24 protein-coding genes are annotated in these 25,830 nt (G+C 70.9%); 19 read left to right on the top strand and 5 right to left on the bottom strand.

The window, feature by feature from the left end; genetic code table 11:
• Nucleotides 1-25: 25 nt before the first annotated feature.
• Nucleotides 26-991 (bottom strand): pirin family protein, encoded by a 966-nt coding sequence (locus G3I19_RS08155; RefSeq protein ID WP_164261289.1) that lies wholly within the window; start codon nucleotides 989-991, stop codon nucleotides 26-28.
• Between the two features lie 166 nt (nucleotides 992-1,157).
• Between G3I19_RS08155 and G3I19_RS08150 the strand changes: the two genes are divergently transcribed.
• Genes G3I19_RS08150 through G3I19_RS08140 form a run of 3 tightly spaced genes read left to right on the top strand, consistent with a single transcriptional unit; the run spans nucleotide 1,158 to nucleotide 3,447 of the window.
• A complete protein-coding gene (locus G3I19_RS08150) occupies nucleotides 1,158-1,829 on the top strand; it encodes an ABC transporter permease (RefSeq protein WP_164261285.1) in 672 nt (223 codons plus the stop codon).
• The gene (locus G3I19_RS08145) at nucleotides 1,826-2,500 is read left to right on the top strand and encodes an ABC transporter permease subunit (protein ID WP_164261341.1); all 675 of its coding nucleotides are present in this window, start codon (nucleotides 1,826-1,828) and stop codon (nucleotides 2,498-2,500) included. The genes G3I19_RS08150 and G3I19_RS08145 overlap by 4 nt, the downstream gene beginning before the upstream one ends.
• Nucleotides 2,497-3,447, top strand: coding sequence for an ABC transporter substrate-binding protein (locus G3I19_RS08140; RefSeq protein ID WP_164261284.1), 951 nt, complete (start codon nucleotides 2,497-2,499; stop codon nucleotides 3,445-3,447). Before G3I19_RS08145 ends, G3I19_RS08140 begins: the two co-directional genes overlap by 4 nt.
• Before the next feature lie 113 nt (nucleotides 3,448-3,560).
• Here G3I19_RS08140 and G3I19_RS08135 read toward each other — a convergent pair whose 3' ends face one another.
• Entirely contained in the window at nucleotides 3,561-4,718 is a 1,158-nt protein-coding gene (locus G3I19_RS08135) for a betaine/proline/choline family ABC transporter ATP-binding protein (RefSeq protein WP_164261281.1), read from the bottom strand.
• Between the two features lie 368 nt (nucleotides 4,719-5,086).
• Here G3I19_RS08135 and G3I19_RS08130 point away from each other — a divergent pair, with 368 nt between their 5' ends.
• The 15 genes from G3I19_RS08130 to G3I19_RS08060 all read left to right on the top strand — a co-directional run bounded on the left by G3I19_RS08130 (nucleotide 5,087) and on the right by G3I19_RS08060 (nucleotide 22,265).
• Nucleotides 5,087-6,625 (top strand): sugar ABC transporter ATP-binding protein, encoded by a 1,539-nt coding sequence (locus tag G3I19_RS08130; RefSeq protein ID WP_164261278.1) that lies wholly within the window; start codon nucleotides 5,087-5,089, stop codon nucleotides 6,623-6,625.
• On the top strand, nucleotides 6,622-7,647 hold the full coding sequence (locus G3I19_RS08125) for an ABC transporter permease (RefSeq protein ID WP_164261275.1): 1,026 nt from the start codon (nucleotides 6,622-6,624) through the stop codon (nucleotides 7,645-7,647). The genes G3I19_RS08130 and G3I19_RS08125 overlap by 4 nt, the downstream gene beginning before the upstream one ends.
• The gene (locus G3I19_RS08120) at nucleotides 7,644-8,657 is read left to right on the top strand and encodes an ABC transporter permease (RefSeq protein WP_164261271.1); all 1,014 of its coding nucleotides are present in this window, start codon (nucleotides 7,644-7,646) and stop codon (nucleotides 8,655-8,657) included. Before G3I19_RS08125 ends, G3I19_RS08120 begins: the two co-directional genes overlap by 4 nt.
• Nucleotides 8,654-9,736, top strand: coding sequence for a rhamnose ABC transporter substrate-binding protein (gene rhaS / locus G3I19_RS08115; protein ID WP_164261269.1), 1,083 nt, complete (start codon nucleotides 8,654-8,656; stop codon nucleotides 9,734-9,736). Before G3I19_RS08120 ends, rhaS begins: the two co-directional genes overlap by 4 nt.
• Before the next feature lie 50 nt (nucleotides 9,737-9,786).
• Complete coding sequence (locus G3I19_RS08110) at nucleotides 9,787-11,211, top strand: L-fucose/L-arabinose isomerase family protein (protein ID WP_164261265.1); 1,425 nt, start codon at nucleotides 9,787-9,789, stop codon at nucleotides 11,209-11,211.
• Nucleotides 11,212-11,470: 259 nt separating this feature from the next.
• Nucleotides 11,471-12,769, top strand: a complete 1,299-nt coding sequence (locus tag G3I19_RS08105; RefSeq protein ID WP_164261262.1) for an alpha/beta fold hydrolase — start codon at nucleotides 11,471-11,473, stop codon at nucleotides 12,767-12,769.
• Nucleotides 12,770-12,808: 39 nt separating this feature from the next.
• On the top strand, nucleotides 12,809-13,540 hold the full coding sequence (locus G3I19_RS08100) for a PIG-L deacetylase family protein (protein ID WP_164261259.1): 732 nt from the start codon (nucleotides 12,809-12,811) through the stop codon (nucleotides 13,538-13,540).
• A 258-nt stretch (nucleotides 13,541-13,798) separates the two neighbouring features.
• Nucleotides 13,799-15,463: an amidohydrolase gene (locus G3I19_RS08095; RefSeq protein ID WP_203599319.1), complete on the top strand. Its 1,665-nt coding sequence runs from the start codon at nucleotides 13,799-13,801 to the stop codon at nucleotides 15,461-15,463.
• 1 nt (nucleotide 15,464) lies between these two features.
• Complete coding sequence (locus G3I19_RS08090) at nucleotides 15,465-16,502, top strand: GTP-binding protein (protein WP_164261257.1); 1,038 nt, start codon at nucleotides 15,465-15,467, stop codon at nucleotides 16,500-16,502.
• Nucleotides 16,503-16,678: 176 nt separating this feature from the next.
• Entirely contained in the window at nucleotides 16,679-16,969 is a 291-nt protein-coding gene (locus G3I19_RS08085) for a DUF3311 domain-containing protein (protein ID WP_164261255.1), read from the top strand.
• A complete protein-coding gene (locus G3I19_RS08080) occupies nucleotides 16,969-18,453 on the top strand; it encodes a sodium:solute symporter family protein (RefSeq protein ID WP_164261252.1) in 1,485 nt (494 codons plus the stop codon). The genes G3I19_RS08085 and G3I19_RS08080 overlap by 1 nt, the downstream gene beginning before the upstream one ends.
• A gap of 219 nt (nucleotides 18,454-18,672) precedes the next feature.
• Entirely contained in the window at nucleotides 18,673-19,641 is a 969-nt protein-coding gene (locus tag G3I19_RS08075; RefSeq protein WP_164261248.1) for an NADPH:quinone oxidoreductase family protein, read from the top strand.
• A complete protein-coding gene (locus tag G3I19_RS08070) occupies nucleotides 19,638-20,855 on the top strand; it encodes an acyl-CoA dehydrogenase family protein (RefSeq protein WP_203599318.1) in 1,218 nt (405 codons plus the stop codon). Before G3I19_RS08075 ends, G3I19_RS08070 begins: the two co-directional genes overlap by 4 nt.
• Nucleotides 20,852-21,943 carry an acyl-CoA dehydrogenase family protein gene (locus tag G3I19_RS08065; protein ID WP_164261245.1) on the top strand — a complete coding sequence of 364 codons (1,092 nt, stop codon included), beginning with the start codon at nucleotides 20,852-20,854 and terminating at the stop codon, nucleotides 21,941-21,943. Before G3I19_RS08070 ends, G3I19_RS08065 begins: the two co-directional genes overlap by 4 nt.
• A gap of 127 nt (nucleotides 21,944-22,070) precedes the next feature.
• On the top strand, nucleotides 22,071-22,265 hold the full coding sequence (locus G3I19_RS08060; RefSeq protein ID WP_164261242.1) for a hypothetical protein: 195 nt from the start codon (nucleotides 22,071-22,073) through the stop codon (nucleotides 22,263-22,265).
• Here the strand turns inward: G3I19_RS08060 and G3I19_RS08055 are convergent.
• From G3I19_RS08055 to G3I19_RS08045, 3 genes are all read right to left on the bottom strand, one after another.
• The gene (locus G3I19_RS08055) at nucleotides 22,255-22,770 is read right to left on the bottom strand and encodes a GNAT family N-acetyltransferase (RefSeq protein ID WP_164261239.1); all 516 of its coding nucleotides are present in this window, start codon (nucleotides 22,768-22,770) and stop codon (nucleotides 22,255-22,257) included. The genes G3I19_RS08060 and G3I19_RS08055 overlap by 11 nt on opposite strands.
• 88 nt (nucleotides 22,771-22,858) lie before the next feature.
• A complete protein-coding gene (locus G3I19_RS08050) occupies nucleotides 22,859-23,209 on the bottom strand; it encodes a DUF779 domain-containing protein (RefSeq protein WP_164261236.1) in 351 nt (116 codons plus the stop codon).
• A 126-nt stretch (nucleotides 23,210-23,335) separates the two neighbouring features.
• Entirely contained in the window at nucleotides 23,336-24,184 is an 849-nt protein-coding gene (locus G3I19_RS08045; RefSeq protein WP_343235022.1) for an IclR family transcriptional regulator, read from the bottom strand.
• Between the two features lie 296 nt (nucleotides 24,185-24,480).
• Between G3I19_RS08045 and G3I19_RS08040 the strand changes: the two genes are divergently transcribed.
• Entirely contained in the window at nucleotides 24,481-25,764 is a 1,284-nt protein-coding gene (locus G3I19_RS08040; protein ID WP_164261234.1) for a hydroxyacid-oxoacid transhydrogenase, read from the top strand.
• Nucleotides 25,765-25,830: the final 66 nt, after the last annotated feature.

Here is a 25,830-nt window from a genome sequence, read left to right as displayed (position 1 = left end):
AGCCCAATGCCAGAAGATGCGCAGGTCAACGTACTCGCCCCCGAGGCTTCAAGGGGACTGGGGGCAACGCGGGGGCAGGGATCGGTGCGCCGTCATAGCCACGTACGGTGCCGAACCGATCACCGTTCATCCAGTCCTCCCGGGCCTGCGTGATATCGCCCTGAGTTCTGGCCACGAAGTTCCACCACATGACGATCTCCTCCGCGAACGGCTCGCCGCCCAGCAGCATCAGGCCCGCGTCCGACCCTGCGCGAAGGGGCAGTTCGGTGCGTCCGCAGCCGAGATAGAGCATCGAGCCGGGATCGACCGGTACGCCGTCCACGGATGCCTCTCCCGACATCGCCAGTACCGCGTACTCGAAGTCCGGGTCCAGCGGCAGGGCCGTCTCCGCTCCTGCCGTGAGGGACAGGTCGGCGCCGATCAGCGGGCTGTACGTGGTGCCGGGGGAGAGGGCTCCGTCGAGTTCGCCCAGGATGACCGTTGCCGTGAAGCCCGGGGCCCGCACCGTCGGCAGGTCCGCGTGGTGCTGGAAGTGCGGCTCGACCGTGCGGTGGGCCTCCGGCAGTGCGACCCAGAGCTGCGCGCCGTGCAGATAGCGGGCATGTGCTGCGGGGCTCTCCTCCGAGTGGCTGATCGCCCGTCCCGAGGTCATGAGTCCCAGCTCACCCGGGCGCACCGTCTGCAGGCTCCCCGTGCTGTCCCGGTGCAGTACCTCTCCCTCGTGCAGCCAGCTCACCGTCTGGAGGCCCATGTGCGGGTGCGGCGGGACCTGCATCCCCGGCTCGTCGGCGATGTCGTCGGGCCCGTAGTGGTCCACGAACGCCCAGGCACCGACCATGCGTCGGCCCAGGTTGGGCAGCAGTCGGCGCACTTCGGTCGATTCGCCGAGCTGCACCCTGCGGGGGCTGAGGAGCTCGCGTACCGGCTCGGCCGCGACGAAGCCGCGGCCGCCGCAGACGGAGAGGGTCGCCTGCCGATCGAGATTGCTCATGCCGCACAACCTAGTACTGATCGCACCAGATCTGCTCACCTGTCGGTAGGCCGGGCCCACGGTGGGGCCGGAGCTCGCCATGCCCGAGAGGGGCGCCCCCCCTCCCGCAGACCCGAACAGACCATCAGGACGGGCATCGCCCCCGGTGGCGGACTCCAATGGACGGATGACCGCGCCTCCGCACGACTGCCTCGCGCGTAATGAGTGGATCTGTGGTGCCTATGTGTCGACCCGCAAGTCCATCCTCTGGGATGCGGTCCTCCAGCACCTCCAGCTGACCGCGGTCTCCGTGCTGGTCGGACTGCTGCTCGCCGTGCCCCTCGCGGTGGCGGCCCGTCGCTGGCGCTGGGCCTCCGGTCCGGTGCTCGGGGTCACCACGGTGCTCTACACGATCCCCTCGCTCGCGATGTTCTCGCTGCTCCTGCCGGTGTACGGGCTCTCCGCCTCCCTGGTGATCGCCGGCCTCGTCCTCTACTCGCTCACCCTGCTGGTACGCAACATCCTCGCCGGCCTGCGCGCCGTTCCCGAGGAGACCCGGCAGGCGGCCCGGGGCATGGGGTACGGGCCGATCCGGCTGCTGCTCGCCGTCGAGCTTCCGCTCTCGCTGCCCGCCGCGATGGCGGGACTGCGTATCGCCACCGTCTCGGCGGTCTCGCTCGTCACGGTGGGCGCCATCGTCGGATACGGCGGTCTCGGCAACCTCATCTACACCGGTATGAACAGCTACTTCAAGGCCCAGGTGCTGACCGCATCCGTGCTCTGCGTGATCATCGCCGTCGCCGCCGACCTCGTACTCCTCGCTGTGCAACGGCTGCTCACACCATGGACCCGCCTGTGAACACGCTCTCCTCGGCCTGGTCCTGGCTCACCAGCTCCGCCAACTGGTCCGGCAGCGCCGGAATCACCCACCGGATCACCCAGCACGTCTTCCTCACCCTCGTCTGTCTCGCGCTGAGCTGTCTGATCGCCCTGCCGGTCGCCGTGGTGCTCGGGCACATCGGCAAAGGCGGTGCGCTCGCCGTCAACATCTCCAACATCGGCCGCGCCGTCCCCACCTTCGCCGTCCTCGTTCTGCTGCTGCTCACCCCGCTCGGCAAGCACGGCGACTGGCCGACCATCATCGCGCTGGTGCTCTTCGCCGTACCGCCGCTGCTCACCAACGCCTACGTCGGGATGCGCGAGGTCGACCAGGACGTGGTCAGGGCGGCCCGCGGGATGGGTATGACAGGACGACAACTGCTGTTTCACGTGGAACTGCCGCTTGCGTCGCCTTTGATCCTCACCGGTATGCGGATCGCCGCTGTCCAGCTCGTCGCCACGGCCACCCTCGCCGCGCTCGCCGGCGGCGGGGGACTCGGCCGGATCATCACCGCCGGCTTCAACCTCGCCTCCACACCGCAGGTCGTGGCGGGAGCCGTGCTGGTGGCCGTGTTCGCGCTGCTGGTGGAGGCGCTGTTCGTGATCGGGCAGCGGCTGGCGCCCGCGTGGGCCAGAGGGGGTACGGAGTGAGGGCCCGCCGGGCCGGACCCCGGCTGCTGTTCGGCGCGCTCCTGCTGACAGCCACGGCCTGCGCCACCGGACCCGCACTGGAGAGCCGCGGAACGGTCACGGCCCCGCCGGGCGACAGCAAACAGCTGACCATCGGCACGGCCGGCTTCACCGAGAGCGATCTGCTCGCCCAGATGTACGCGCTGCTGCTCCACCGGGCCGGATACCGTACCGACATCCTGTCCGTGACCAACAGGGAACTCTATGAACCGGCCCTGGAGAGCGGCCAGATCGACGTCGTCGCGGAGTACGCCGCCACCTTCGCTGACTGGCTCAACACCAAGGTGAAGGGCTCCGGAGCGCCGCCCGCCGGCTCGCCCGACCTCGGGGCCACCATGAAGTCCCTGCGTGCCCTGGCGGCGCCCCGCGGCCTCACGGTCCTGAAGCCGGGACGGGCGGTCGACCAGAACGCCTACGCGGTCACCACGGCCTACGCCGCCCGCCACCATCTGAAGACCCTCAGCGACCTGGGGGCGTCCAAGCTCCCGGTGCGGCTCGCCGCCGGTGACGAATGCGTCCAGCGCCCCTACTGCGAGCCCGGACTCAAGAAGACGTACGGCATTCACATCACCGGGATCGACCCCAAGGGTGTCGGCACCACTCCGGCCAAACAGGCGGTGCAGAACGGGCAGGACCAGATGGTGCTGACGACGACCACGGACGCCACCCTCGGCGCCTTCGGTCTCGTCATCCTCCAGGACGACAAGCATCTGCAGAACGCCGACGCCATCGTGCCCGTCGTCAACCGCTCACGCGCCGGGAGCAAGGGTGTCACCGGCGCGCTCGACCGGCTCAACGCCGTACTGACCACCAAGGACCTGGCCTCGCTCAACGAACAGGTGGACAGCTGGCGGCGGCTGCCCGAGGACGTCGCCAGGAACTACCTGAAGTCGAAACACTTGCTCTGAGTCTGCTCCGAGCTGCTCTGACTTGCCCTGAGTGCTCTCAACGGTTCCTCGTCTGCTCCGGGCCGTCCGTTGCTCCGGCCGTCCATCGGCGCAGACCGTGTGCCCGGCCCCGTTCACGCGTCCGAGACGGACTTGAACTCCACCTCGTCCCGCGCGAGCCCGTGCGCGTCCGCGTCCACCGACCGCCGCAGCGCCTCATGCAGTTTCGCCGGGGTCAGTACGCCGAGGAACCGGTCCCCGTCCAGCACCGCCACCCACCCCGCATCGTGCTGCAGCATCTCGCTGAACGCCTGTTTCAGCGGTGCCCCCACCGGAACCCACGCCTCCATCCGGCGGGCGAGGGGGCCCACCGTGCCGCCGGCCCCCGGCAGGGAGTCCGCGGCCACCCAGCCGTGGAGCCCGCCGTCCTGCCGCAGGACCACGGCCCACCGTGCCCCTTCCGTACGCAGACGCCCGGCGACCGTGCCGGCCGTCTCGTCGAGGCGGGCCACCGGCGGCTGTTCCAGGTCGTCCGTCTCGATCCGGGTGACGGACAGCCGCTTCAGTCCGCGGTCGGCTCCCACGAACTCGGCCACATAGGGGGTCGCCGGAGTACCGAGCACCGCTCCCGGGGTGTCGAACTGCTCGATCCGCCCCTCCCCGTACACCGCGATCCGGTCGCCCATCCGGACGGCCTCCTCGATGTCATGGGTCACCAGCAGCACCGTCTTGCGCACCGCAGCCTGGAGCTTGAGGAACTCGTTCTGCAGCCGCTCGCGGACCACCGGGTCGACCGCGCCGAACGGTTCGTCCATCAGCAGGACGGGCGGATCGGCGGCGAGCGCTCTGGCCACTCCGACCCGCTGCCGCTGGCCACCGGACAGCTGTGCCGGATACCGGGAACCGTAGGTCCCGGGGTCGAGGCCCACCAGATCGAGGAGTTCGGCGGCGCGCTCCCTCGCCCTGGCCTTCTTCCAGCCGACCAGGGCGGGCACGGTGGCCGTGTTGTCGAGGACCGTACGGTGCGGGAAGAGACCGACCTGCTGGATGACGTAGCCGATGCCGCGCCGCAGCCGGACCGGGTCGATGCCGGAGATGTCCTTGCCGTCCACCAGGATCCGGCCCGAGGTCGGTTCGATGAGCCGGTTCACCATCATCATCGTGGTCGTCTTGCCGCAGCCCGACGGGCCGACGAGGGTGACGAGCTCGCCCTCCGCGACTTCGAACGACAGATCGTCCACGGCGGCGGTGCCGTCCGGGTAGACCTTGCCGACCTGCTCGAACTCGATCATGGATCAACGCTAACCGCGAGGGGCGCACCGCGCTCACCAGCGGCCCCCGCGCAGGGGGGCGGAGAGAAGCGGGAGCAGCGACGGGGGCAACGGACCGTGGCGCGGCCCGGTCCGGGGCCGACCCCGCCGGAGAGTCGCTCGGTCGGCGCCGGTTTCTGTGAACCGGCGCGATGAATCGTTTCATTATCGCCAGGGCGCGGCTGTTTGTCCAGGGCGGATTCAACGGGCGCCCCGAGGTGTCAGGCGCGGCGAAATTTTCTGCTGCACGCCCATTGACGTGGGGCGAACGGCGCCCCTAGCTTCCGTGCAATCGAGTTGAAACCTTTCATGTGTCCGAGGCGTACGCCCTCAGCCACCGAGGAGCTTCCATGACCCAGTCCGACCCGGGCGCGGGCCCCGCTCCCGTGCTCGCGCTGGAGGACGTCTCCAAGTCCTTCGGCGCGGTTCGGGCCCTCCAGGACGTCTCCCTGCATCTGTTCGCCGGTGAGGCCCACGCTCTCGCGGGCGAGAACGGGGCCGGCAAGTCCACCCTCATCAAGACCCTCGCCGGTGTGCACAGGCCGGACTCCGGCCGGATCCTGCTGGACGGCGAACCCGCCGAGTTCCACGGACCGGCCGGCGCACGCGACGCGGGAGTCGCCGTCATCTACCAGGAACCGACGCTCTTCCCCGACCTGTCCATCGCCGAGAACATCTTCATGGGCCGTCAGCCGCGCCGGTCGCTGCGCCGCATCGACCGCAGGGCCGTGCTGGAGGCGACCGCAGCGCTGATGCGCAGACTCGGCGTGGCGCTGGACCCCGAGCGGCCCGCACGCGGACTGTCCATCGCGGACCAGCAGATCGTCGAGATCGCCAAGGCGCTCTCCTTCGACGCCCGCGTCCTGATCATGGACGAACCGACCGCCGCTCTCACCGGCAGCGAGGCGGCCAGGCTCTTCTCCGTGGTGGAGGCGCTGCGCGGCGAAGGTGCCGCGGTGCTCTTCATCTCGCACCGGCTTGAGGAGATGTTCCGGCTCTGCCGGCGCGTCACCATCCTGCGCGACGGACGGCTGGTCGCCACCGAACTCCTCGAAGAGCTGACCGAGGACGACCTCGTACGCCGGATGGTGGGCCGTGACCTGGGCGAGCTCTACCCCAAGCAGCCGGCCGCGCTGGGCGAGACCGCCCTGTCCGTCAGCAGACTGACCCGCGAGGGCGTCTTCCGGGACATCAGCTTCGACGTACGCCGCGGCGAGATCGTCGCACTCGCCGGGCTCGTCGGCGCCGGGCGCAGCGAGGTCGTCCAGGCCGTCTTCGGCGTCGACCGGGCGGACGCGGGCGAGGTGACCGTGAACGGCCGTAAGCTGCCCCCCGGTTCGCCCACAGCGGCGATGGACGCCGGGATCGCCCTGGTCCCCGAGGACCGGCGCCAGCGTGGCCTCGTCATGGAGATGTCGATCGAACGCAACATCGGCCTCACCGGACTCGGCAGCCTCGGCCGCGCGGGGCTGATCCGCCGGACGCTGGAGACCGCACGGGCCGCGGACTGGGCGGTGCGGCTCCAGCTCAAGTACGGCAGGCTCGGCGACAGCGTCGGGGTGCTCTCCGGGGGCAACCAGCAGAAGGTCGTCCTCGCCAAGTGGCTCGCCACCGAGCCCGGCGTCCTCATCGTCGACGAACCCACCCGCGGTATCGACGTGGGCACCAAGGCCGAGGTCCACCGGCTGCTCTCCGGGCTCGCGGCCGAAGGGCTCGCCGTGCTGATGGTCTCGTCCGATCTGCCGGAGGTCCTGGGCATGGCGGACCGGGTGCTCGTCATGCGCGAAGGGCGGCTGGTGGCCGAGATACCCCGTACCGGCGCCACCGAGGAGTCGGTGATGGCCGCCGCGGCGGGACGCGGCAGTACCGAGGAGGACGCGGCGGCATGACCACCACTCTCGACAAACCCCTGCCCGCACCGGACTCAGCGCGCTCGCTGCTCGACACCGTCTTCCGGGCCCGCGAACTGAGCATCGGCGGCGCGCTGGTGCTGCTCATCCTCTGCACCTGGCTCACCAACCACGGTTTCCTCGACGACCAGGGCATCAAGGACCTGCTGCTCAACTCCTCGATCCTGGTGCTGCTCGCGGTCGGCCAGTCCGTCGTCGTCATCACCCGCAACATCGACCTGTCGGTCGGCTCGGTCACCGGTCTGACGGCCTTCGCCTGCGGCCACTTCGTGTCCGGCACCGACCACAGCGCTCTCACCGTCGTCCTGCTGGGGCTCGGCCTCGGTGTCGTCTGCGGGCTGGTCAGCGGAGCGCTCGTCAGCTTCGGACGGGTCCCGGCCCTGGTCGTCACACTCGGCATGCTGTACGTCGTCCAGGGCCTCGACCACGCCTGGGCGCACGGTGAGCAGATCAACGCCGTCAACGTCCCCGACGGGGTGCTCTCGCTCGGTACCGGCAGCGTCCTCGGCATCCCCTATCTGCCGCTGATCTCCGCAGCCGTCCTCGCCGGGACCGCGTACTACCTGCGGAGCTACCGCAGCGGGCGCGAGCTGTACGCCATCGGGTCCAGCCCCGAGGCCGCCCGCCTCGCGGGCATCCCGGTCCGCCGCAGGATCCTCGGCGCGTACGCCTTCTCCGGCGCGGTCGCCGGATTCGCCGGAGCGCTCTGGCTGGCACGCTTCGGCACCGTCGTCGCGGACGCGGCCAACGGCTGGGAACTGACCGTGGTCAGCGCCGTCGTCGTCGGCGGTGTCGCCATCACCGGCGGCACCGGCGCGGTCTGGGGAGCGGCGCTCGGTGCGCTGCTGCTCACCACCATCGGCAGCGCCCTGGTCGTGCTGAAGGTCGACTCGTTCTGGCAGCAGGCCATCACCGGCGTGCTGCTGCTGGCGGCCATCACCACCGACCGCATCGTGCAGGTACGCACCACCAGTGCCCTGCGGAAGAGGAGCAGGCGATGACCACTCTCACCAAGTACGTGCGCTGGGACACCGTCGTCACCGTGCTCCTGGTCGCCGTCTTCCTCGCGGGCGCGGGCAGCACCGACGGCTTCGCCGACACCTCCAACCTCTCCGCCGCGCTCGACGACACCGCTGAGATCGCCCTGATCGCCCTGCCGATGACGCTGCTGGTCGTCGCCGGACAGGTCGACCTCTCGGTGGCGTCGATGCTCGGGCTCTCCAGCGCACTGGCCGGGGCCCTCTGGGACGCGGGCTGGACCTTCGAACTGATCGTGCCCGTCTGTCTGCTGGTGGGCGCGGCGGGCGGCGTACTGAACGGCTGGCTGGTCACCCGGATCGGACTGCCCTCGCTGGCCGTGACCATCGGGACGCTCACCCTCTACCGGGGTCTGGCGTCGGTGGTCCTCGGCGACAAGGCCGTCGCCGACTTCCCCGACGCGTACGCGAAGTGGGCCGCCTACACCAGGACGGTGCCCGGCACCTTCGTGCCGTATCCGGTCGCCCTGTTCATCGTGCTCGCCGTGATCACCGCCGTGGTGCTGCACTGCACCGGCTTCGGGCGATCGCTCTTCGCCATCGGCGCCCAGGAGGACGCGGCGTACTTCGCGGGCATCCGCGTCAAGCGCGTCAAGATCGCGCTGTTCGCGGTGTCCGGACTCGTCGCCTCCTTCGCGGGGATCGTCTACACACTGCGCTACGGAAGCGCCCGCGCCGACAACGGCATCGGCCTCGAACTCACCGTCATCGCGTCGGTCCTGCTCGGCGGAGTCGACTTCGACGGCGGGAAGGGCACACTCGGCGGCGCGGTCGCCGGGGTCCTGCTGATCGGGCTGCTCGGCAATCTGCTCACTCTCAACGATGTGTCCAACGAGGTCCAGGTGATCGTCACCGGCCTGCTGCTCATCGCGTCCGTCCTCACCCCGCGCGTCATCAGCGCGGTCTCCGCACGGCGCGCCACCTCCGACCGACCCCCCGACCAGACCCGAATCGAGAGGCCCTCCACGTCATGAAACTCCGCAGCACGCCCCCGCGCACCCGCGCGCTCGCCGTCACCGCCGTGGTCTGCTCCCTCGCTCTCGCGGGCTGCTCGGGAACCACCAAGGACTCGGTGAAGAACGACGACAAGCCGGCCGCGAGCGGCCAGAAGGCCAACCCGGACGCCCCGTTGAAGAAGGGGCTCAAGCTGGCCTTCCTGCCGAAGCAGATCAACAACCCGTACGAGCAGATCGTCGACAACGCGGGAATCGCCGCCGCCAAGGAGTTCGCGTCCAGCGGGAAGGAGGTCGGCCCGTCCGACGCCAAGGCGTCCTCGCAGGTCTCGTACATCAACACCCTGACCCAGCAGCGGCAGAACGCCATCCTCATCGCGGCCAACGACCCCAACGCGGTGTGCGGCCCGCTCAAGCAGGCCATGAAGCAGAACATCAAGGTCGTGGCGTACGACTCGGACACCGCCAAGGACTGCCGGCAGATCTTCATCAACCAGGCCAGTTCCGAACAGATCGGCCGCACCCAGATCCAGCACATCGCCCAACAGCTGCACTACAAGGGCCAGATCGCGATCCTCTCGGCCACCCAGAACGCGACGAACCAGAACACCTGGATCTCGTACATGAAGGACGAGCTGAAGAAACCGGCGTACAAGAACATGAAGCTGGTGAAGGTCGCCTACGGGGACGACGACGACCAGAAATCCTTCCAGGAGACACAGGGGCTGCTCAAGGCGTACCCGAAGCTGAAGGGCATCATCTCGCCCACGACGGTCGGCATCGCCGCGGCCGCCCGCTACATCAGCGCCTCCTCGTACAAGGGCAAGGTCGTCGTGAACGGCCTGGGCACGCCCAACCAGATGCGCAAGTACGTCAAGGACGGCACCGTCGCACAGTTCGCGCTCTGGGACCCCAAGAAGCTCGGCAAGCTCGCCTCGTACGCGGCGGCCGCGCTCGCCTCCGGGCAGATCACCGGGGCCGAGGGCGAGAAGTTCAAGGCCGGCGATCTGGGCGACTACACCGTGGGCAAGGACGGCGAGGTCATCCTCGGACCGCCCACCGTCTTCGACAAGTCCAACATCGACCGGTTCAACTTCTGAGCCACCGGCTCGGCCTCTGAGCCGTTGACAGGACGGGAGCACTGGACACCATGAGCGCACGCACACCCGCCGTCGCCCGCAGGACCAAGGTCGGACTTGTGGCGGGCGGACTCGGCGCCTACTGGCCGCAGTTCCCTGAGCTGCTCCCGCGGCTGCGCCGCTCCGCGGCCAGGGTGGCGGAGCGGCTCGGCGGGCTCGACGCCGATGTGGTGGACGCCGGGTTCATCTCCGACGCCCAGGAGGGCGCCGATGCGGCGGAGCGGCTGCGCACCGCGGGCTGCGACCTCATCGTCTGCTTCGTCGCGACGTATCTCACCGCCACCATGCTGGTCCCGGTGGCGCAGCGCAGCGGCGCTCCCGTTCTGCTCGTCAATCTCCAGCCCACCGAGGTGATGGACCACGACACCTTCGGCACCGGGGACTGGCTGGCGTACTGCGGTGCCTGTCCGCTGCCGGAGATGGCCAACACCTTCGCGCGGGTGGGCGTCGAGTTCCGCTCGGTCTCGGGTCATCTGGAGGACGACCGGGCCTGGGAGCGGATCGGCCGCTGGGTCCGGGCGGCCGGGGTGCGGGCCGTGCTGCGGCACGGCCGGCACGGGCTGCTCGGGCACCTCTATCCGGGGATGTACGACGTGTCCACCGACCTCACCATGGTGCCGGGCAGCCTCGGCGGGCATGTCGAGGTGCTGGAGACCGACGATCTGCGGGTCAGGGTCGAGCAGGCGGACGACGCCGCGGTGGAGGCGAGGCTGGCGGAGGCCCGGCGGCTCTTCGAGATCGACGGCTCCGTCGCGCCCGACGACCTGGCGTGGGCGGCCAGGGTGTCCGCCGGTCTCGACCGGCTCGTCGCCGACTTCGACCTGGACTCGCTCGCGTACTACCACCGGGGCCTCGACGGCGACATCCACGAACGGCTGGGCGCCGGGCTGATCCTGGGCGCCTCGCTGCTGACCGCACGGGGGGTGCCGGTCTGCGGCGAGTACGAACTGCGCACATCGCTCGCCATGCTGATCGCCGACCGGCTCGGTGCCGGCGGCTCCTTCACCGAACTCCAGGCGCTCGACTTCCGGGCGGGTGTGGTCGAGATGGGCCACGACGGCCCGGGCCATCTCGCCATCAGTGACGGCCGCCCGCTACTGCGCGGCCTCGGGGTGTTCCACGGCAAGCGCGGCTGGGGGGTCTCCGTGGAGTTCGACGTCAGGCACGGCCCGGTCACCCTGGTCGGGCTCGGGCAGACCCGCGACGGCCGCTACCGGATCGTCGCCGCCGAGGGTGAGGTCGTCGGCGGCCCGCGGCTGAAGATCGGCAACACCACGTCCCGGGTCGACTTCGGAGTGGACCCGGGGGAGTGGACCGACACCTGGAGCGCGAGCGGCGTCGGGCACCACTGGGCGCTCGCCACCGGGCGGCTGCTGCCCGACCTGCGGGCACTGGCCGGTCTCGGCGGCCCGGAACTGGTGGAGGTCGGCGGCTGACCGGGGCCGGAGCGTGTCCGGGCCACCGGCCGCACCGGCCCCGGGACCCGTGGTGCCCACGGGCCGGACGGCCCCGAAAGGCTGATGGCCACTGGCCGGCCTGCCCCGGGCGGCTCGGGGCCCATGGCCGATGTGTCCGGACCGCTGGGGGCCACCCGCCGGCCCGGCCCCGTACCCGGAGCGCTGGGGCCCACCGGCCGGACCGGCCCGGCGGGTATGGGGGATCATGAAGGTGCCGTACGTCCGATCAGGAGCACCGATGACCCGCTATCACCAGCCCGGCCTCACCCTCACCGACCACCGGTTCCAGGTCCCGCTGGACCACACCAGGCCGGACGGGGAGCAGATCGAGCTGTACGCCCGCGAGGTCGTCGCCTCCGACAAGACGGACGCCGGTCTGCCCTGGCTGGTCTACCTCCAGGGCGGCCCCGGGTTCGGTGCGAACCGGTTCCACGGGAAGCAGGCATGGCTGGGCCGCGCCGTGCGGGAGTTCCGGGTGCTGCTGCTCGACCAGCGCGGCACCGGAGCGTCCACGCCCGTCAACCGCCAGACGCTTCCGCTGCGCGGCGGTCCCGCCGAGCAGGCCGGCTATCTGGCGCACTTCCGCAGCGACTCCATCGTCCGGGACTGCGAACTCATCCGCCCCCGGCTCACCGGCGGCGCCCCGTGGACCGTACTCGGCCAGAGCTTCGGCGGGTTCTGCGCCGTCCGCTATCTGTCCGCAGCCCCGGAGGGCCTTGCCGCCGCCCTGATCACCGGCGGTCTCCCCACGCTCGACGGGCACGCCGACGACGTCTACCGGGCCGCCTACCCGCGGATCGCCCGCAAGACGGCCGCGCACTACGCCCGCTACCCGCAGGACGTGGCCAACGCCCGCCGCATCGCCGCCTTCCTGCGCGCCGACCGGCCGGTGCTGAACAGCGGCTACACCCTCACCGTCGAAGCCTTCCAGTCCCTGGGCATCGCACTGGGCGGCGGGGACGGCAGCCACGCGCTGCACTACCTCCTGGAGGACGCGTTCGTCGACACCCCGCAGGGCCCGCAGCTGTCCGACTCCTTCCAGGAGAGGGTGCACGCCGCCCTGTCCTTCGCCGCGCACCCGCTGTACGCGCTGGTCCACGAGGCGATCTACGGCCAGGACAGCCGCCCCACCGACTGGTCGGCGGAGCGGGTGCGCGCCGAATTCCCCGCCTTCGACGCCGACACGGCGCTCGCAGGCGACGCCCCGCTGCCCTTCACCGGCGAGTCCGTGCACCCCTGGCACTTCGATGTGGACCCGGCGCTGCGCCCGCTGCGCGAGACCGCGGAGCTGCTGGCCGCCCGTACGGACTGGCCCCGGCTGTACGACACGGCCCGGCTCGCGGCGAACGAGGTGCCGGTCGCCGCAGCCGTCTACCACGACGACATGTACGTCGACACGGAACAGGCCCTGCGCACCGCACGGTCCATCCGGGGCCTGCGCACCTGGGTCACCGACGAGTTCGAGCACGACGGGCTCAGGGCCGGCGGGCCGCGGGTGCTCGACCGGCTGCTCGCACTGGTCCGGGGCGAGGTCTGAGCCGTTGCCCCCGGCGACCGGGTGGGCGATCATGCGGTTATGACCGAGCAGCTGGAACCCATGCCCGCCCAGTGGGAGCGCGCGCTCGCGGTCGTCGCCCACCCGGACGACCTGGAGTACGGCTGCGCCGCCGCCGTCGCGGTGTGGACGGACGAGGGCCGGGAGATCTCGTACCTCCTCGCCACCCGGGGTGAGGCGGGCATCGACACCATCGAGCCCGCCCGGTGCGGTCCGCTGCGCGAGCGCGAGCAGCGGGCGAGCGCGGCGGTGGTCGGCGTGGGGTCGGTCGAGTTCCTTGACCACCACGACGGAGTGATCGAGTACGGTCCCGGACTGCGCAGGGACATCGCGGCCGCCATCCGCAGGTACCGGCCCGAGCTGGTCATCACGCTCAACCACCGGGACACCTGGGGCGGCACCGCCTGGAACACGCCGGACCACACGGCGGTCGGGCGGGCCGTGCTCGACGCGGCGGGCGACGCGGGAAACCGCTGGATCTTCCCCGAGCTCGCCGCGCGCGGGCTCCAGCCGTGGGACGGCGTGCGCTGGGTGGCGGTGGCCGGTTCATCCGAGCCGACGCACGCGGTGGACGTGACCGGTGGGCTGGAGCGTTCGGTGCGTTCCCTGCTCGAACACCGCACCTATATCGAGGCGTTGACCGACGATGACCCCGAGACGTACTGCCGTACGTTCCTGACCGGGAACGCCACGGCGGCGTCCGCGCGGTTCGGCGGCAGGCCCGCGGTCACCTTCGAGCTCTTCCCCCGCTGAACCGCTGAACTGCCCGACTGCTGAACCCCTGGACCCCTGAACCGCGCCCCCTTCGGGAAGCGCTGCCTGGTCCTGTCAGGCGGGGCCGATCTGGATCTGGCCAGAAGAGGCACCCGGACGGAAGGTTACCGGTGCTAGTTACTCGCATCACTCGTCTTTCGTGAGGAGCGCCGGCCGGGCCGCCTGCCACCGTGCGGAGCTGGTCATCGGCGGCGTGCCCGCCTGAGCCTGCCGACAACGAAGCCAAGGGGTAGCACCGTGGACGAGCAGCAGACCATCATCTATCCGGCCAGGACAGTGCGCACCATGGATCCGGCGAGGCCGGAGGCCGATGCGGTCGCGGTGCGCGGCGCCCGTATCCGCGCGGTCGGCTCCGTCGCCGAGCTGCGGGCGTTCCCCGGGGCCGTGGTGGACGACCGCTACGCCGACAAGGTGCTGCTGCCCGGGTTCGTCGAGGCCCACAGCCACGCCGGCTCCGGCGGGATGTGGGAGAACGCCTACGTCGGCCGCTTCGACCGGACATCACCGGACGGCCGGCGGTGGCCGGGCTGTGCGACGGTCGCCGACATCCTGGAGCGGCTGCGCGGCGCCGAGCAGCGGCTGCCGGCCGATCCGGCGGTGCCGCTGCTGGCGTGGGGTCTCGACCCGATCTACTACCCCGGGGACACGGTGCTGGCGCGGGAGCTCGACACCGTGTCCACCGTACGGCCGGTCCATGTCCTGCATGCCAACGGGCACCTGGCCGCGGTCAATTCGGCCGCGCTCAAGCTCGGCGGGGTGGACCGTGCCACCCAGGTGGAGGGCGTGGTCAAGCACGCGGACGGCACACCGACCGGGGAGCTGCGGGAATGGGCGGCCATGTCGCTGGTGCAGCAGAAGACCGGCGGCGGCATCACCGGGGGGATCACCGCCGACGCGATCCGCGGCTTCGGCCAGGACGCCGTCAACACCGGAACCACGACGGTGACCGACCTCGGCTCGATGCAGCTGATGGCGGACGAGACGATGACGCCGTATCTGGAGGCGGTGACCGAGGACTTCCCGGCCCGGCTGTCGGTGTTCCACTTCGGCGCGGGCAAGGGCGGCGTGATGCCCGCCGAGGCCGCCGCCAGACTGCTCGAACTGCGTGAGCGCAGCACGGGCAAGCTGCGTATGGGGCACGTCAAGCTGATGCTCGACGGCTCGATCCAGGGCTTCACCGCCCGGCTGCAGGAGCCCGGCTATCTGGGCGACCGGCCGAACGGCATCTGGATCGTCTCGCCCACCGAGTTCGAGGCCGCGCTGAGCACCTATCACCGGGCTGGGTTGCTGGTGCATGTGCACTGCAACGGCGACCAGGCCACCGAACTCTTCCTGAACACCATGGAGAAGGTCCTCGTCGCGCACCCGCGCCCGGACCACCGGCACACCGTCACCCACTCGCAGATGACCACCCCCGCGCAGTACAAGCGGATGGCGGCGCTGGGTATGTGCGCCAACATCTTCGCCAACCACATCTGGGCGTGGGGGGACCAGCACATCGACGTCACCGTCGGTCCGGACCGCGCCGCCCGGATGAACGCCACGGCCACCGCGCTGCGTTGCGGCGTTCCGTTCTCGCTGCACTGCGACACACCGGTCACGCCGCTGTCGCCGCTGGCGACGGTCAAGCATGCGGTGACCCGGCGTACCGTGTCGGGCCGGGTCATGGGTGTCCATGAGCGCATCACCGCCGAACAGGCCCTGAACGCGGTCACCCTGGGCGGTGCCTATCTGCTGAAGATGGACCACCAGGTCGGCTCGGTGGAGCCGGGCAAGTTCGCCGACCTGGCGGTGCTGGACGCCGACCCGCTGACGGTCCCGGCCGAGGAGATCGGCGACATCGACGTGCTGGGTACCGTCGTCGGCGGGGCGCACCACGCGTCGACCGTCCACGGGGCCTGAGGTGACCGCGCGGCTGACGGTCATCGGAGGCTATCTGGGAGCGGGCAAGACGACCCTGCTCAACGGTCTGCTGGCGGCCGCCGGGGGGTCGCGGATCGCGGTGGTGGTCAATGACTTCGGGGCGGTCAACATCGACCGCAGGCTGATCACATCGGCCACCGATGACACCGTGGAGCTGAGCAACGGCTGCATCTGCTGCAGCCTCCAGGACGACACATCCGCGGTGATGACACGCCTGGCCGGGCGTGGTGACCTGGACCATGTGGTGGTGGAGACCAGCGGTGTCGGTGACCCGGCGGCGCTGCGGACCTGGGGCAACTACCCGGGCTTCACGCCGGGCGCCACCGTGGTCTGCGCGGACAGCACGGCCGCCGCGCGGTTGCTGCGTGACGAGTTCGTCGGGGACACCGTGGCCAGGCAGCTGACCCGGGCGGACATCGTGGTGCTGACCAAGGCGGACCTGGCCGGGCAGGCGGGTCTCGCCGACGCCCGGCGGCGCTGCCGGGAGCACGCGGCCGATGCCAGGGTGGTGGAGTCCGCCGGGGGTGACGTGCACCTCAAGGACCTGCTGCCTGCTGCCCCGGCCAACCCGGCTATGGGTGAACAGGCCCCGGGAGACTCGGACTTGGGTGAACCGGCCCCGGTCGACCTGGATTTGGGTGAACCGGCCCCGGGCGACCCGGCTTCGGCCAAACCGGCTTCGGCCGACCCGGCTGCGGCCGAACCGGACGCGCACGGGACGGTGCATCGCAGCGCCTCGGTGACCGGCGCCGGACCGGTGGACCGGAGCGCGCTGCTGGCGGCTCTGCGGGAGCTGCCGGTGTCGGTGGTCCGGCTCAAGGGTGTCGTCCGCTGCGCCGACAGCCCGCGGGCCCGCACGGTGGTCCAGTACGCCGGCGGACGGCTGGAGGTCACCACCGACGGTGACTGGCGGGACGCGGACACCAGCGGTCTGGTGATCATCGTCGCCGGGGGCGGAAGGGCCGACGCCGAACTGCGGTCGGTGTCCGACCGCCTCGCCGAGGTCCTGCTCGGCTGACCGGGCCCCCGCCGACGCTGCTCCTGTGCGTGCGCCGCACACCGTGCCGAGGCCGTCAAGGGCCGTACCGAGGGGGCGAGTCCGTCCACACCTGAGTGCAGTCGACCGGAGCCGGCACCTCGTCTCCCTGAGCTGAGCCGCATGAAACCCGAGCTGAGCCCCATGAAAGGTGTCCCATGCCGTCGCCAACCGCCCGGCCGTCGGGCAAGCGCACCGCCCTCAGCGTCCTCATAGGACTCGTCGTTCCCTTCCTCTACGTCGCCGTGGCGCCCTTCCTGCTCGGTGGCGTCTCGGTCAAGATCTTCGGATTTCCCTTCCTGTATTTCTGGATCTTCAGCTCGTTCGTGTTCACGTCCGTGTGCCTGGCGATCTGCTGGTACGCCATCGACGGCCCGGTCCACCAGGAGTTCGACGCCGGGTTCGACACCGGTTCCGACGCCGGTTCCGGCGCCAGTGAGGAGTGGTGATGCAGACAACCGTCTTCATCGGCATCGTCGCGATCGCGGTACTCATCGCCGTCATCGGCACGTTTCTCGTCAAGCGGGTCACCCTCGACCAGATGCTGGTCGGCAACCGGTCGTTCGGCAGCTGGACGCTGTTCTTCATCTCGGCGGGTGAGTTCTACACGATCGGCACACTGGTCGCCTTTCCCTCCGGCGTGTACGCCAAGGGGTTCAGCTACGCGATGTGGTTCCTGGGGTACATCGTGCTGGCCTGGCCGGTGGCGTACTTCCTCGCCCCGTACTGGAACCGGGTGGGACGGCGCTACGACGCGATGACCCAGGCCGACGTGTTCCGGCGCCACTTCGACAGCCGGACGCTGGAGATCGTCATCTTCTTCGTGACGTTCATCGGCGCGCTGTTCGGCGCGCAGTACAGCTTCGCCGGGCTGTCCTACGCGATCGCCGGGGCCGGCATCCACATCTCATCGACGCTGACGCTGATCATCGCCTCCGTACTGGCGCTGCTGTGCGTGGTGTTCGGCGGGATGCGCCAGCAGGCGACGCTCGCCCCTCTCAAGGACGCGCTGATGATGATCGCGATCTTCGTGGTCGCGGTGGCGGCCATCCTCGTCAGCACCGGCGGGGTGGGCGACATCTTCGACGCCGCCGCTTCGACGGCCGTACAGCGCCCGGCCTTCGTCGCCGACTCCGTCCCTCCGTCGGCGTTTCTGTTCACGCTGACCACGATCATCGCGCAGATGGTGCCCGCGGGCGGCACCGGCTCCCAGACGGCCGGCACGCACGCCTTCACCGCGAAATCGGAGCGGGCGCTGAAGAAGCAGTACGTCTGGTTCCCGCTCTACATGCTGATGTACCCGTTCCTGATCATCGCGACATACTTCGCCGTCGACAGGCTGCCGCATGTGAAGGACCCGAACAGCGTCTTCATCGTCACCGCCATGCGGATCCTGCCGCCCTGGCTGGTCGGACTCGTCGCCGGAGCCGCGTTCGTGTCAGCGATCTTCGTCCTGGCCTTCGGCGGTCTCAGCCTCGGCGGCCTCATCAGCCGCAACGTCGTACCGGACATGCCCGAGCGGCGGCAGCGGTTCTGGGTCCGCACCGGGATCATGCTGTTCTTCTGCCTGTCGATCCTGCTGACCCTCTACACCTCGCCGACCCTGCTGGTGACGATCCTCAACCTGCTCTACTACGTCGGCGTGCAGCTCGTGCCCGGCACCATGGCCGTCTTCTTCATGCGCGGTATCCGGGCCGTGGGCGTGTCGGCCGGCCTGATCGGCGGTACGGTCCTGGCGCTGGGGCTCTACTACGGGCACGTCGACACGTACGGCGTCAACATCGGCCTGATCAGCGGGGTGCTCAACTTCGTACTCATGATCGTGGTCAGCAGGACCGTGCACCGTGGCCGCACACCCCTGCCGGCGACGGCGTGGCGCAGCTCGCGCCCGGCGCGGTCCGGCGCCCCGCTCCCGGAGGAATCGGCCGGCTGACCGGCGCCGCCCCGGCCCGCAGCGGAGCCCCCGGGGGGTGCGGAAGCAGAGATCCGGGGGTGCGGAAGCGGAGCCCCGGGGGTACGGGAGGAGAGATCCCGGGGTACGGGAGGAGAGATCCGGCGGTGCGGAACCGGTCGGCGGGGACGGTTCACAGCGCGGCAAGCGACCGCTTAGTATGCGCTGAGCGCAGTACAGCCCAGCTGATGGAGGCCCCCGATGCAGGCATGGCAAGTGCACGAGAACGGCGAGCCCGGCGCGGTCATGCGCCTCGACGAGGTGGCGGAGCCGCAGGCAGGCCCGGGACAGCTCAAGCTGAAGGTCCTGGCCGCCAACATCAACTTCCCCGATGCGCTGCTCTGCCGGGGCCAGTACCAGGTGCGCCCGCCACTGCCCTTCACGCCGGGCGTGGAGATCTGCGGCGAGACCCCCGACGGACGCAGGGTGATCGCCAACCCGGCACTCCCGCACGGCGGTTTCGCCGAGTACGTCGTCGTCGACGAGGCCGCCGTACTCCCGGCACCTCCCGCGCTGGACGACGCCGAGGCGGCAGCCCTGCACATCGGCTACCAGACAGGCTGGTTCGGCCTGCACCGCCGGGCACATCTGCGGAGCGGCGAGACGCTTCTGGTGCACGCGGCGGCGGGCGGCGTCGGCAGCGCCGCCGTGCAGCTGGGCAAGGCGGCCGGAGCCCGGGTCATCGGGGTGGTCGGCGGCCCGGAGAAGGCCCGTATCGCCGAAGAGCTGGGGTGCGATCTGGTCATCGACCGCCGCGCCGACGACCTCATCGCCAAGGTCAAGGAGTTCACCGGCGGCAAGGGCGCGGACGTCGTCTACGACCCGGTCGGCGGCGACGCGTACGCCAAGTCCGTCAAGTGCGTGGCCTTCGAGGGCCGGATCGTCGTCGTCGGGTTCGCCAGCGGCGTCATCCCGACCGCCGCCCTCAACCACGCACTGGTGAAGAACTACACGATCATGGGCCTGCACTGGGGCCTGTACGCGCAGAAGGACCCCGCGTCGATCGGCCGCTGCCATGCGGAGCTGACCGCGCTGGCCGCCGACGGCACCGTCAAACCGCTGGTCTCCGAGCGCGTCGCGCTCAAGGACGCGGCGGCCGCGGTCCAGCGGGTCGCCGACGGCATCACCACCGGCCGCGTCGTGATCGTCCCGGAAGGGGCCGCCCGATGACCGGGAACAGCACACCCCCGGACACCGCACCACAGCTCGACGCCGAGGCGCTGCGGGCGCGCACCCGCGAACTGCTCGCGGCGCACCCGCCGGAGTCCACCGCCCGCACCGACTTCCTGCGCGCCCGGTTCGACGCCGGGCTCGCCTGGGTGCACTACCCGGCCGGCCTCGGCGGCCTCGGCGTACCGCGCTCGCTGCAGCCCGTCGTGGACGCCGAGCTGGAGGCCGCCGGGGCGCCCGACAACGACCCGCGCCGGATCGGCATCGGCCTCGGTATGGCAGCGCCGACGATCCTGCGCTACGGCACGGACGAGCAGAAGCGCCGCTTCCTGCGCCCCCTCTGGGTCGGGGACGAGGTGTGGTGCCAGCTCTTCAGCGAACCCGGCGCCGGATCCGACCTCGCCGCGCTGGCGACCCGCGCGGTGCGCGACGGCGATGACTGGATCGTCACCGGGCAGAAGGTCTGGACGTCCAGCGCCCATCTGGCCCGCTGGGCCATCCTCATCGCGCGTACCGACCCCGACGTGCCCAAGCACCGGGGGATCACCTACTTCGTCTGCGACATGACCGACCCGGGCGTCGAGGTGCGGCCACTGCGCCAGATCACCGGCGAGGCCGAGTTCAACGAGGTGTTCCTGACGGATGTACGCATCCCCGACGCGCACCGGCTCGGTCCGGTGGGCGACGGCTGGAAGGTCGCCCAGACCACCCTCATGAACGAGCGGGTCTCCATCGGCGGCTCCCGTCTCCCGCGCGAGGGCGGCATGATCGGCCCCGTCGTCAGGACCTGGCGCGAGCGCCCCGGACTGCGCACGCACGACCTGCACCAGCGCCTCCTCTCCCTCTGGGTGGAGGCCGAGGTCGCCCGCCTCACCGGGGAACGGCTGCGCCAGCAGCTCGTCGCAGGACACCCGGGTCCCGAGGGCTCAGGGATGAAGCTGACCTTCGCCCGCCTCAACCAGGAGATCAGCGGTCTCGAAGTCGAACTCCTCGCTGAGGAGGGGCTGTTGTACGGGGACTGGACCATGCGCCGCCCCGAACTGGTCGACTTCACCGGCCGCGACGCCGGTTACCGCTACTTGCGCTCCAAGGGGAACTCCATCGAGGGAGGCACCAGCGAGGTGCTGCTCAACATCGTCGCCGAGCGGGTGCTCGGGCTGCCTTCGGAGCCGCGCAACGACAAGGACGCCGCCTGGAAGGACCTGGCCCGATGACCGACCTCCTGTACTCCGGGACCGAGGACGACCTGCGCTCCGCCGTCCGCTCGCTGCTCACCGACCGCTGCGGCGCACCGGAGCTGCTGGCCGCGGTGGAGGCCGGCACCCCCGGCGACCTGCGGCTGTGGCCCGCCCTGGCCTCGGACATGGGGCTGGCGGGACTGCTCGTACCCGAGAAGCTCGGCGGCCAGGGCGCCACGCACCGGGAGGCGGCGGTGGTGCTCGAGGAGCTGGGGCGCAGCGTCGCCCCGGCGCCGTATCTGACCAGCTCGGTGGTGGCGACCGAGGTGCTCGGCGGGCTGGGGGCGCGCAATGAGGCGGCCGCCGAACTGCTGGCCACGCTCGCCTCGGGGGAGTGTGTCGCGGTCCTCGCCGTGCCGCTGACCACCGAACCGGGCTCCGTACCCCTGCTCCCCGGCCTGTCCGGCACGGTGAGCGGGGTCGCCGACGCGGCGGCGGCTCAGGTGCTGCTCGTCCCCACCGAGGACGGGCTGTACGCGGTCGGCGCCAGGGACCCCGGAGTCACCGTGGAGCCGCTGGTCCCGCTCGACCTCACCCGCCCGCTGGCCGCCGTCACCCTCGACGGGGCGCAGGGCACTCTGCTCGCCGGTGCGCAGGACGCACGGGCCGCGCTGGATCTGGGGCTGCTCGCCGGGGCCGGGCTGCTCGCGTCGGAACAGCTGGGGCTCGCCGAATGGTGTCTGGAGGAGACCGTCCGGTACACGCGTGAACGCCATCAGTTCAACCGGCCCGTCGGCGGATTCCAGGCGCTCAAGCACCGGATGGCACAGCTCTGGCTGGAGATCGTCTCGGCCCGTGCCGCGGCCCGTAACGCGGCCGACGCGCTCGCCACCGGCAGCTCCGAGAAGGCCCTCGCCGTCTCGGTCGCACAGGCGTACTGCAGCCGCGTCGCCGTGCACGCCGCCGAGGAGTGCATCCAACTGCACGGCGGTATCGGGATGACGTGGGAGCACCCCGCGCATCTCTACCTCAAGCGTGCCAAGTCCGATGCGGTGGCCTTCGGTTCGGCGGGGGCGCACCGGGAGGCGCTGGCGCTCCTGGTCGACCTGCCGGGGCCCGAGTAGCGGAAGCCCGACCATTACAGCGAGTCAACACCCGTACGGCGTACAGGTCTTACGCCCGAAACCGGGGTCTCCTCCGCCACACTTACGGCCGAATGCCGCATACCCGGTGTGGCGGAGGAGGACGACCATGGCCATTTCGATCTCACTTGTGCTGCTGCTCGTGGTCCTCGCGGCGATCTTCCTTCGCGGCGGCGGACTCAAGCTCTCGCATGCGATCGTCTGCGCTCTTCTCGGCTTCACGCTGGCCAGCACCAGCCTCGCCCCGACCATCCAGCAAGGTGTCACGGGCACCGCGGACATGGTCGCGAACATCAAGCCCTGACTGCTGTCCCCTGGGCCCCGCCCGGTGTGAGGCGGCGCAGGTAGCGGATGGCGGGGCGTTCACCGATTCTGGCGTCCGCCACCGCGCTGAACCCGTTGTGCCGGAGCACGGCCGCCGACGCCGGATTGTCGAGGGTGACGACCGCGGTGAGCGCGGAGAGCCCGTACGCACCGGCAGCGAGGCGGCACACCTCTTCGACGGCGGCCGTCGCCGTACCGCGGCCCGCGGCGCGCTCGCCGATCCGGTAGCCGAGTACGGCTGTCCCGTCCGTGACGTCCACGAGATTGACGCGGCCGGCCAGTTCGCCGTCGTCGTCCACGACGACATGGAAGTGGCACACCCCGGCGTCCTGTTCGGCGAGCCGGTCGCGCAGCTCGTCGGCGAAGCCGGCGAAGTACGCGTCCCCGCGGTCCGATATGAACCGTGTGAAGTACGCCCGGTTCTCCCGTTCGAAGGCCAGCAGGGCCTCCGCATGCCCGGCCCGCAGCCGCTCCAACGTCATCATGACCGGCAGCATACGACCGGGGCCGGGGCCGGGGCCGGGGCCGGGGCGACCGGGAACGCGGACCGGATGCGCGGACCGGGTGCGCCCCTCAGAGCAGCCGGGACCTGATCAGGAACCTGACGCCTTCCGGGGCCTCCAGTGAGAAGCCGCTGCCGCGTCCCTCCACGACGTCGAGCACCAGCCGGGTGTGTGCCCACACCTCCTGCTGGCTCGCCGAGATCCAGAACGGGACAGGTCCGGCCACGCCGTCCACGACGAGTGACGCGAGGAGGACGTCCGAGCCTCCGGTGCGGAACTCCCCGGCCTGGTAGCACATGGGGGCGCTGCCGTCGCAGCAGCCGCCGGACTGATGGAACATCAGCGGGCCGTGGGCGGTGGTCAGTTGACGGATCAGATCGGCGGCGGCGGGGGTGAACTCCACTCGCGGGGCGTCGGACATCGCACTCTCCCGGTTGTCACTCGGCCAGTGATTGCCGCCCGGCCGGCTCGGGGCCCGGCCGGGCCCGGCCCAGTCAACTCCGGGCAACGTTGCGACGAGGTTGCACGGGGCGGTCCTGGGCCGGACTCAGTACGTGCCCCGGGTGGGCCGCATGGTGCGGTCGGACGGGACGACCCGGGCCACCTCGGCGGCGATCTCCACGACGCGCGGGGCCAGTTCACGGATCCGGGAGTCCGGCAGCCGGACCGAAGGCACCTGGACCACCACGGCGGCGTGCGCGAAGCCTTGGGCGTCCAGCACCGGGGCGCCGATGCAGCGTACGCCCTCGACGTTCTCCTCGTTGTCGATGCTGTACCCGCGCTCACGGGTCCGCTCCAGTTCATCGGCGAACCGCTCCGGGGTCCCGATGGTGTGCGGTGTGACGGCGCGCAGTTCGGGAGGGAGCGAGGCGAGATACTCGCCCGGGTTCTCCGCGAAGCTCATCAGCGCCTTGCCCGACGCGGTGGAGTACAGGGGGAAGTGGGCGCCCGGGTGCTGCTCGAAGCGGAGCGGCAGCGGTGAGGGGACACGCATCACGACGACGGACTCCTCGCCGTCCCGCACCGCGAGGTTCACCGACTCGTTGGTCTCGGCGTTGAGCTGCCGCAGGAGGGGGAGGGCCCGGTCGGTGCCGAGGGCGCGCTGGGCGGCTTGCCCCAGCAGGATGGCCGTGCTGCCCAGGTAGTAACCGTCCGTCACGGGATTGCGGCTGAGGAACCCCTCGGCGGCCAGCGCACCCACCACCCGGTGGGCGGTGCCGGGGGTCAGTCCGAGGCGCTGGATGATCTCCGTGACCTGGACGTCGCCGTCCGCCTCGATGAGCAGCCGCAGGACGGCCATCGCCCGGTCGATGGCCTGGGTGCCCGCGCGCGCGTCAGTCGTCTTGGCCGACCGTTCGGCCGGGTCCCGTCGTCCGGGGGGAGTGCCGGCAGCCACCTGGTGTCGGTCCTTTCGGCTCTGACCACGATTTCCGTGCAGCCTACCGGTGCCGCGGGCGCGGTGCGGCGGGTGCCCCGGCCGTGGCAGGCGGGCGCGGTGGGCGCAGTGCGGAGCAGGTGCCGGATCGCAGCCGATTCCTGTCATGGGCATTGACCGGCCGGGCGGAGACGTCCTAGCGTGACGGCACTCCACAATGTGGATGTCATTCCAAAACTCTTCCCAGGCCCCGGATCCACCGGCGGACAGCGGCCCGCCGCACCCCGCCGGAACGCCCCCACCAGCCAGGAGACTTGATGCCCAGCTTCGAGAACCCCACCGAGTCCGTCTTCACCTGGGCCGCGCCCCCGCTGAAGTTCGGGCTCGGCGCCATCGCCGAGATCGGCGAGGACCTGCAGGCACTCGGCGTGACCAACGCCCTGATCATCACCGACCCGGGTGTCGCCGCGACCGGCGTCCCCGACCGGGTCGCCCACGCGGTGAAGGCCGCCGGCCTCGACGTACGGATCTTCGACGGTGTCGCCGTCGAGCCGACGGACGTGAGCATCGGCGAAGCCGTCGACTTCGCCAGGTCAGGTTCCTGGGACGGCTACATAGCGGTCGGCGGCGGCTCCGCCATGGACACCGCGAAGGCGGTCAACCTGCTCACCACCCAGCCCGGCACGCTCATGGACTACATCGCCCCGCCCATCGGCGGCGGCAAGGTCCCCGAGCTGCCGGTGAAGCCCCTGGTCGCAGTGCCCACCACATCCGGCACCGGATCGGAAGCCACCACCATCTGTGTGGTCGACCTCCTGGACCTGCGCCTCAAAGCGGGTATCAGCCATCCGCGGCTGCGCCCGGCGCTCGCCGTCGTCGACCCGCTGACCAGCATGACCGTACCGGCGGCCGTCACCGCGGCCAGCGGCATGGACGTCCTGACGCACGCGGCCGAGAGCTACACCGCGCTCTCCTTCGACGCGCGGCCCGCCTTCCCCGGCGCCAAGGCACGCGCCGCGTTCTGCGGCGCCAACCCGATCAGCGACGTGTGGTGCGAGAAGGCCATGGAAATGGTGGGCACCCATCTGCGCCGGGCCGTGATGAACGGCAACGACCTCTCGGCCCGCTACGGCATGGCGTACGCCTCCGCCGTCACCGGCATGGGCTTCGGCAACGCGGGCACCCACATCCCGCACGCCAACGCCTACCCGATCGCCGGCGCCGTCGAGAACTACCGCGCCCAGGGCTACCCGGAGATGCCGATGGTGCCGCACGGCCAGGCCGTCGCCTCCACGGCCATGGCCGCGTTCCGCTTCACCTATCCGTCGAACCCGCAGCGCCATCTGCGGGCCGCCGAGCTGATCGGCGGACGGCCCGTCGACCCGGACGAGGGGGCCGAAGCCCTGCCGCGGGTACTGCGCGAACTCCTCCGCGACATCGGCATGCCCAACGGCATCACCGCCTTCGGCTACTCCGAGGCCCAGCTCGGCGAACTCGTCTCGGGCACGATGAAGCAGTCCCGTCAACTGAGCGTGGTGCCACGCCCGTTGACCAACGAGGCGGCGGAACAGATCTTCCGCGAGTCGCTCCGCAACTGGTGAACGGCGCGCGGCGGCGACCGCGCCCCGGCCGCCGCCCGCACCGGGCGACGGCCGGGCAGGTCCCGC

Origin of the sequence: Streptomyces sp. SID10853 (genome assembly GCF_010548145.1) — a bacterium.
Classification (GTDB): Bacteria; Actinomycetota; Actinomycetes; order Streptomycetales; family Streptomycetaceae; genus Streptomyces.
Note: the sequence above shows the minus strand (reverse complement) of the source record. Positions and strands in the feature narration are given on the sequence as shown.

Coding starts and splice junctions, on each gene's coding strand:
- rhaS (WP_164261269.1), top strand. CDS start 8,654: ATGAAACTCCGCAGCACGCCCCCGCGCACCCGCGCGCTCGCCGTCACC.
- G3I19_RS08060 (WP_164261242.1), top strand. CDS start 22,071: ATGGCCATTTCGATCTCACTTGTGCTGCTGCTCGTGGTCCTCGCGGCG.
- G3I19_RS08110 (WP_164261265.1), top strand. CDS start 9,787: ATGAGCGCACGCACACCCGCCGTCGCCCGCAGGACCAAGGTCGGACTT.
- G3I19_RS08155 (WP_164261289.1), bottom strand. CDS start 991: ATGAGCAATCTCGATCGGCAGGCGACCCTCTCCGTCTGCGGCGGCCGC.
- G3I19_RS08125 (WP_164261275.1), top strand. CDS start 6,622: ATGACCACCACTCTCGACAAACCCCTGCCCGCACCGGACTCAGCGCGC.
- G3I19_RS08130 (WP_164261278.1), top strand. CDS start 5,087: ATGACCCAGTCCGACCCGGGCGCGGGCCCCGCTCCCGTGCTCGCGCTG.
- G3I19_RS08150 (WP_164261285.1), top strand. CDS start 1,158: ATGACCGCGCCTCCGCACGACTGCCTCGCGCGTAATGAGTGGATCTGT.
- G3I19_RS08100 (WP_164261259.1), top strand. CDS start 12,809: ATGACCGAGCAGCTGGAACCCATGCCCGCCCAGTGGGAGCGCGCGCTC.
- G3I19_RS08135 (WP_164261281.1), bottom strand. CDS start 4,718: ATGATCGAGTTCGAGCAGGTCGGCAAGGTCTACCCGGACGGCACCGCC.
- G3I19_RS08040 (WP_164261234.1), top strand. CDS start 24,481: ATGCCCAGCTTCGAGAACCCCACCGAGTCCGTCTTCACCTGGGCCGCG.
- G3I19_RS08055 (WP_164261239.1), bottom strand. CDS start 22,770: ATGATGACGTTGGAGCGGCTGCGGGCCGGGCATGCGGAGGCCCTGCTG.
- G3I19_RS08085 (WP_164261255.1), top strand. CDS start 16,679: ATGCCGTCGCCAACCGCCCGGCCGTCGGGCAAGCGCACCGCCCTCAGC.
- G3I19_RS08120 (WP_164261271.1), top strand. CDS start 7,644: ATGACCACTCTCACCAAGTACGTGCGCTGGGACACCGTCGTCACCGTG.
- G3I19_RS08065 (WP_164261245.1), top strand. CDS start 20,852: ATGACCGACCTCCTGTACTCCGGGACCGAGGACGACCTGCGCTCCGCC.
- G3I19_RS08075 (WP_164261248.1), top strand. CDS start 18,673: ATGCAGGCATGGCAAGTGCACGAGAACGGCGAGCCCGGCGCGGTCATG.
- G3I19_RS08070 (WP_203599318.1), top strand. CDS start 19,638: ATGACCGGGAACAGCACACCCCCGGACACCGCACCACAGCTCGACGCC.
- G3I19_RS08080 (WP_164261252.1), top strand. CDS start 16,969: ATGCAGACAACCGTCTTCATCGGCATCGTCGCGATCGCGGTACTCATC.
- G3I19_RS08050 (WP_164261236.1), bottom strand. CDS start 23,209: ATGTCCGACGCCCCGCGAGTGGAGTTCACCCCCGCCGCCGCCGATCTG.
- G3I19_RS08105 (WP_164261262.1), top strand. CDS start 11,471: ATGACCCGCTATCACCAGCCCGGCCTCACCCTCACCGACCACCGGTTC.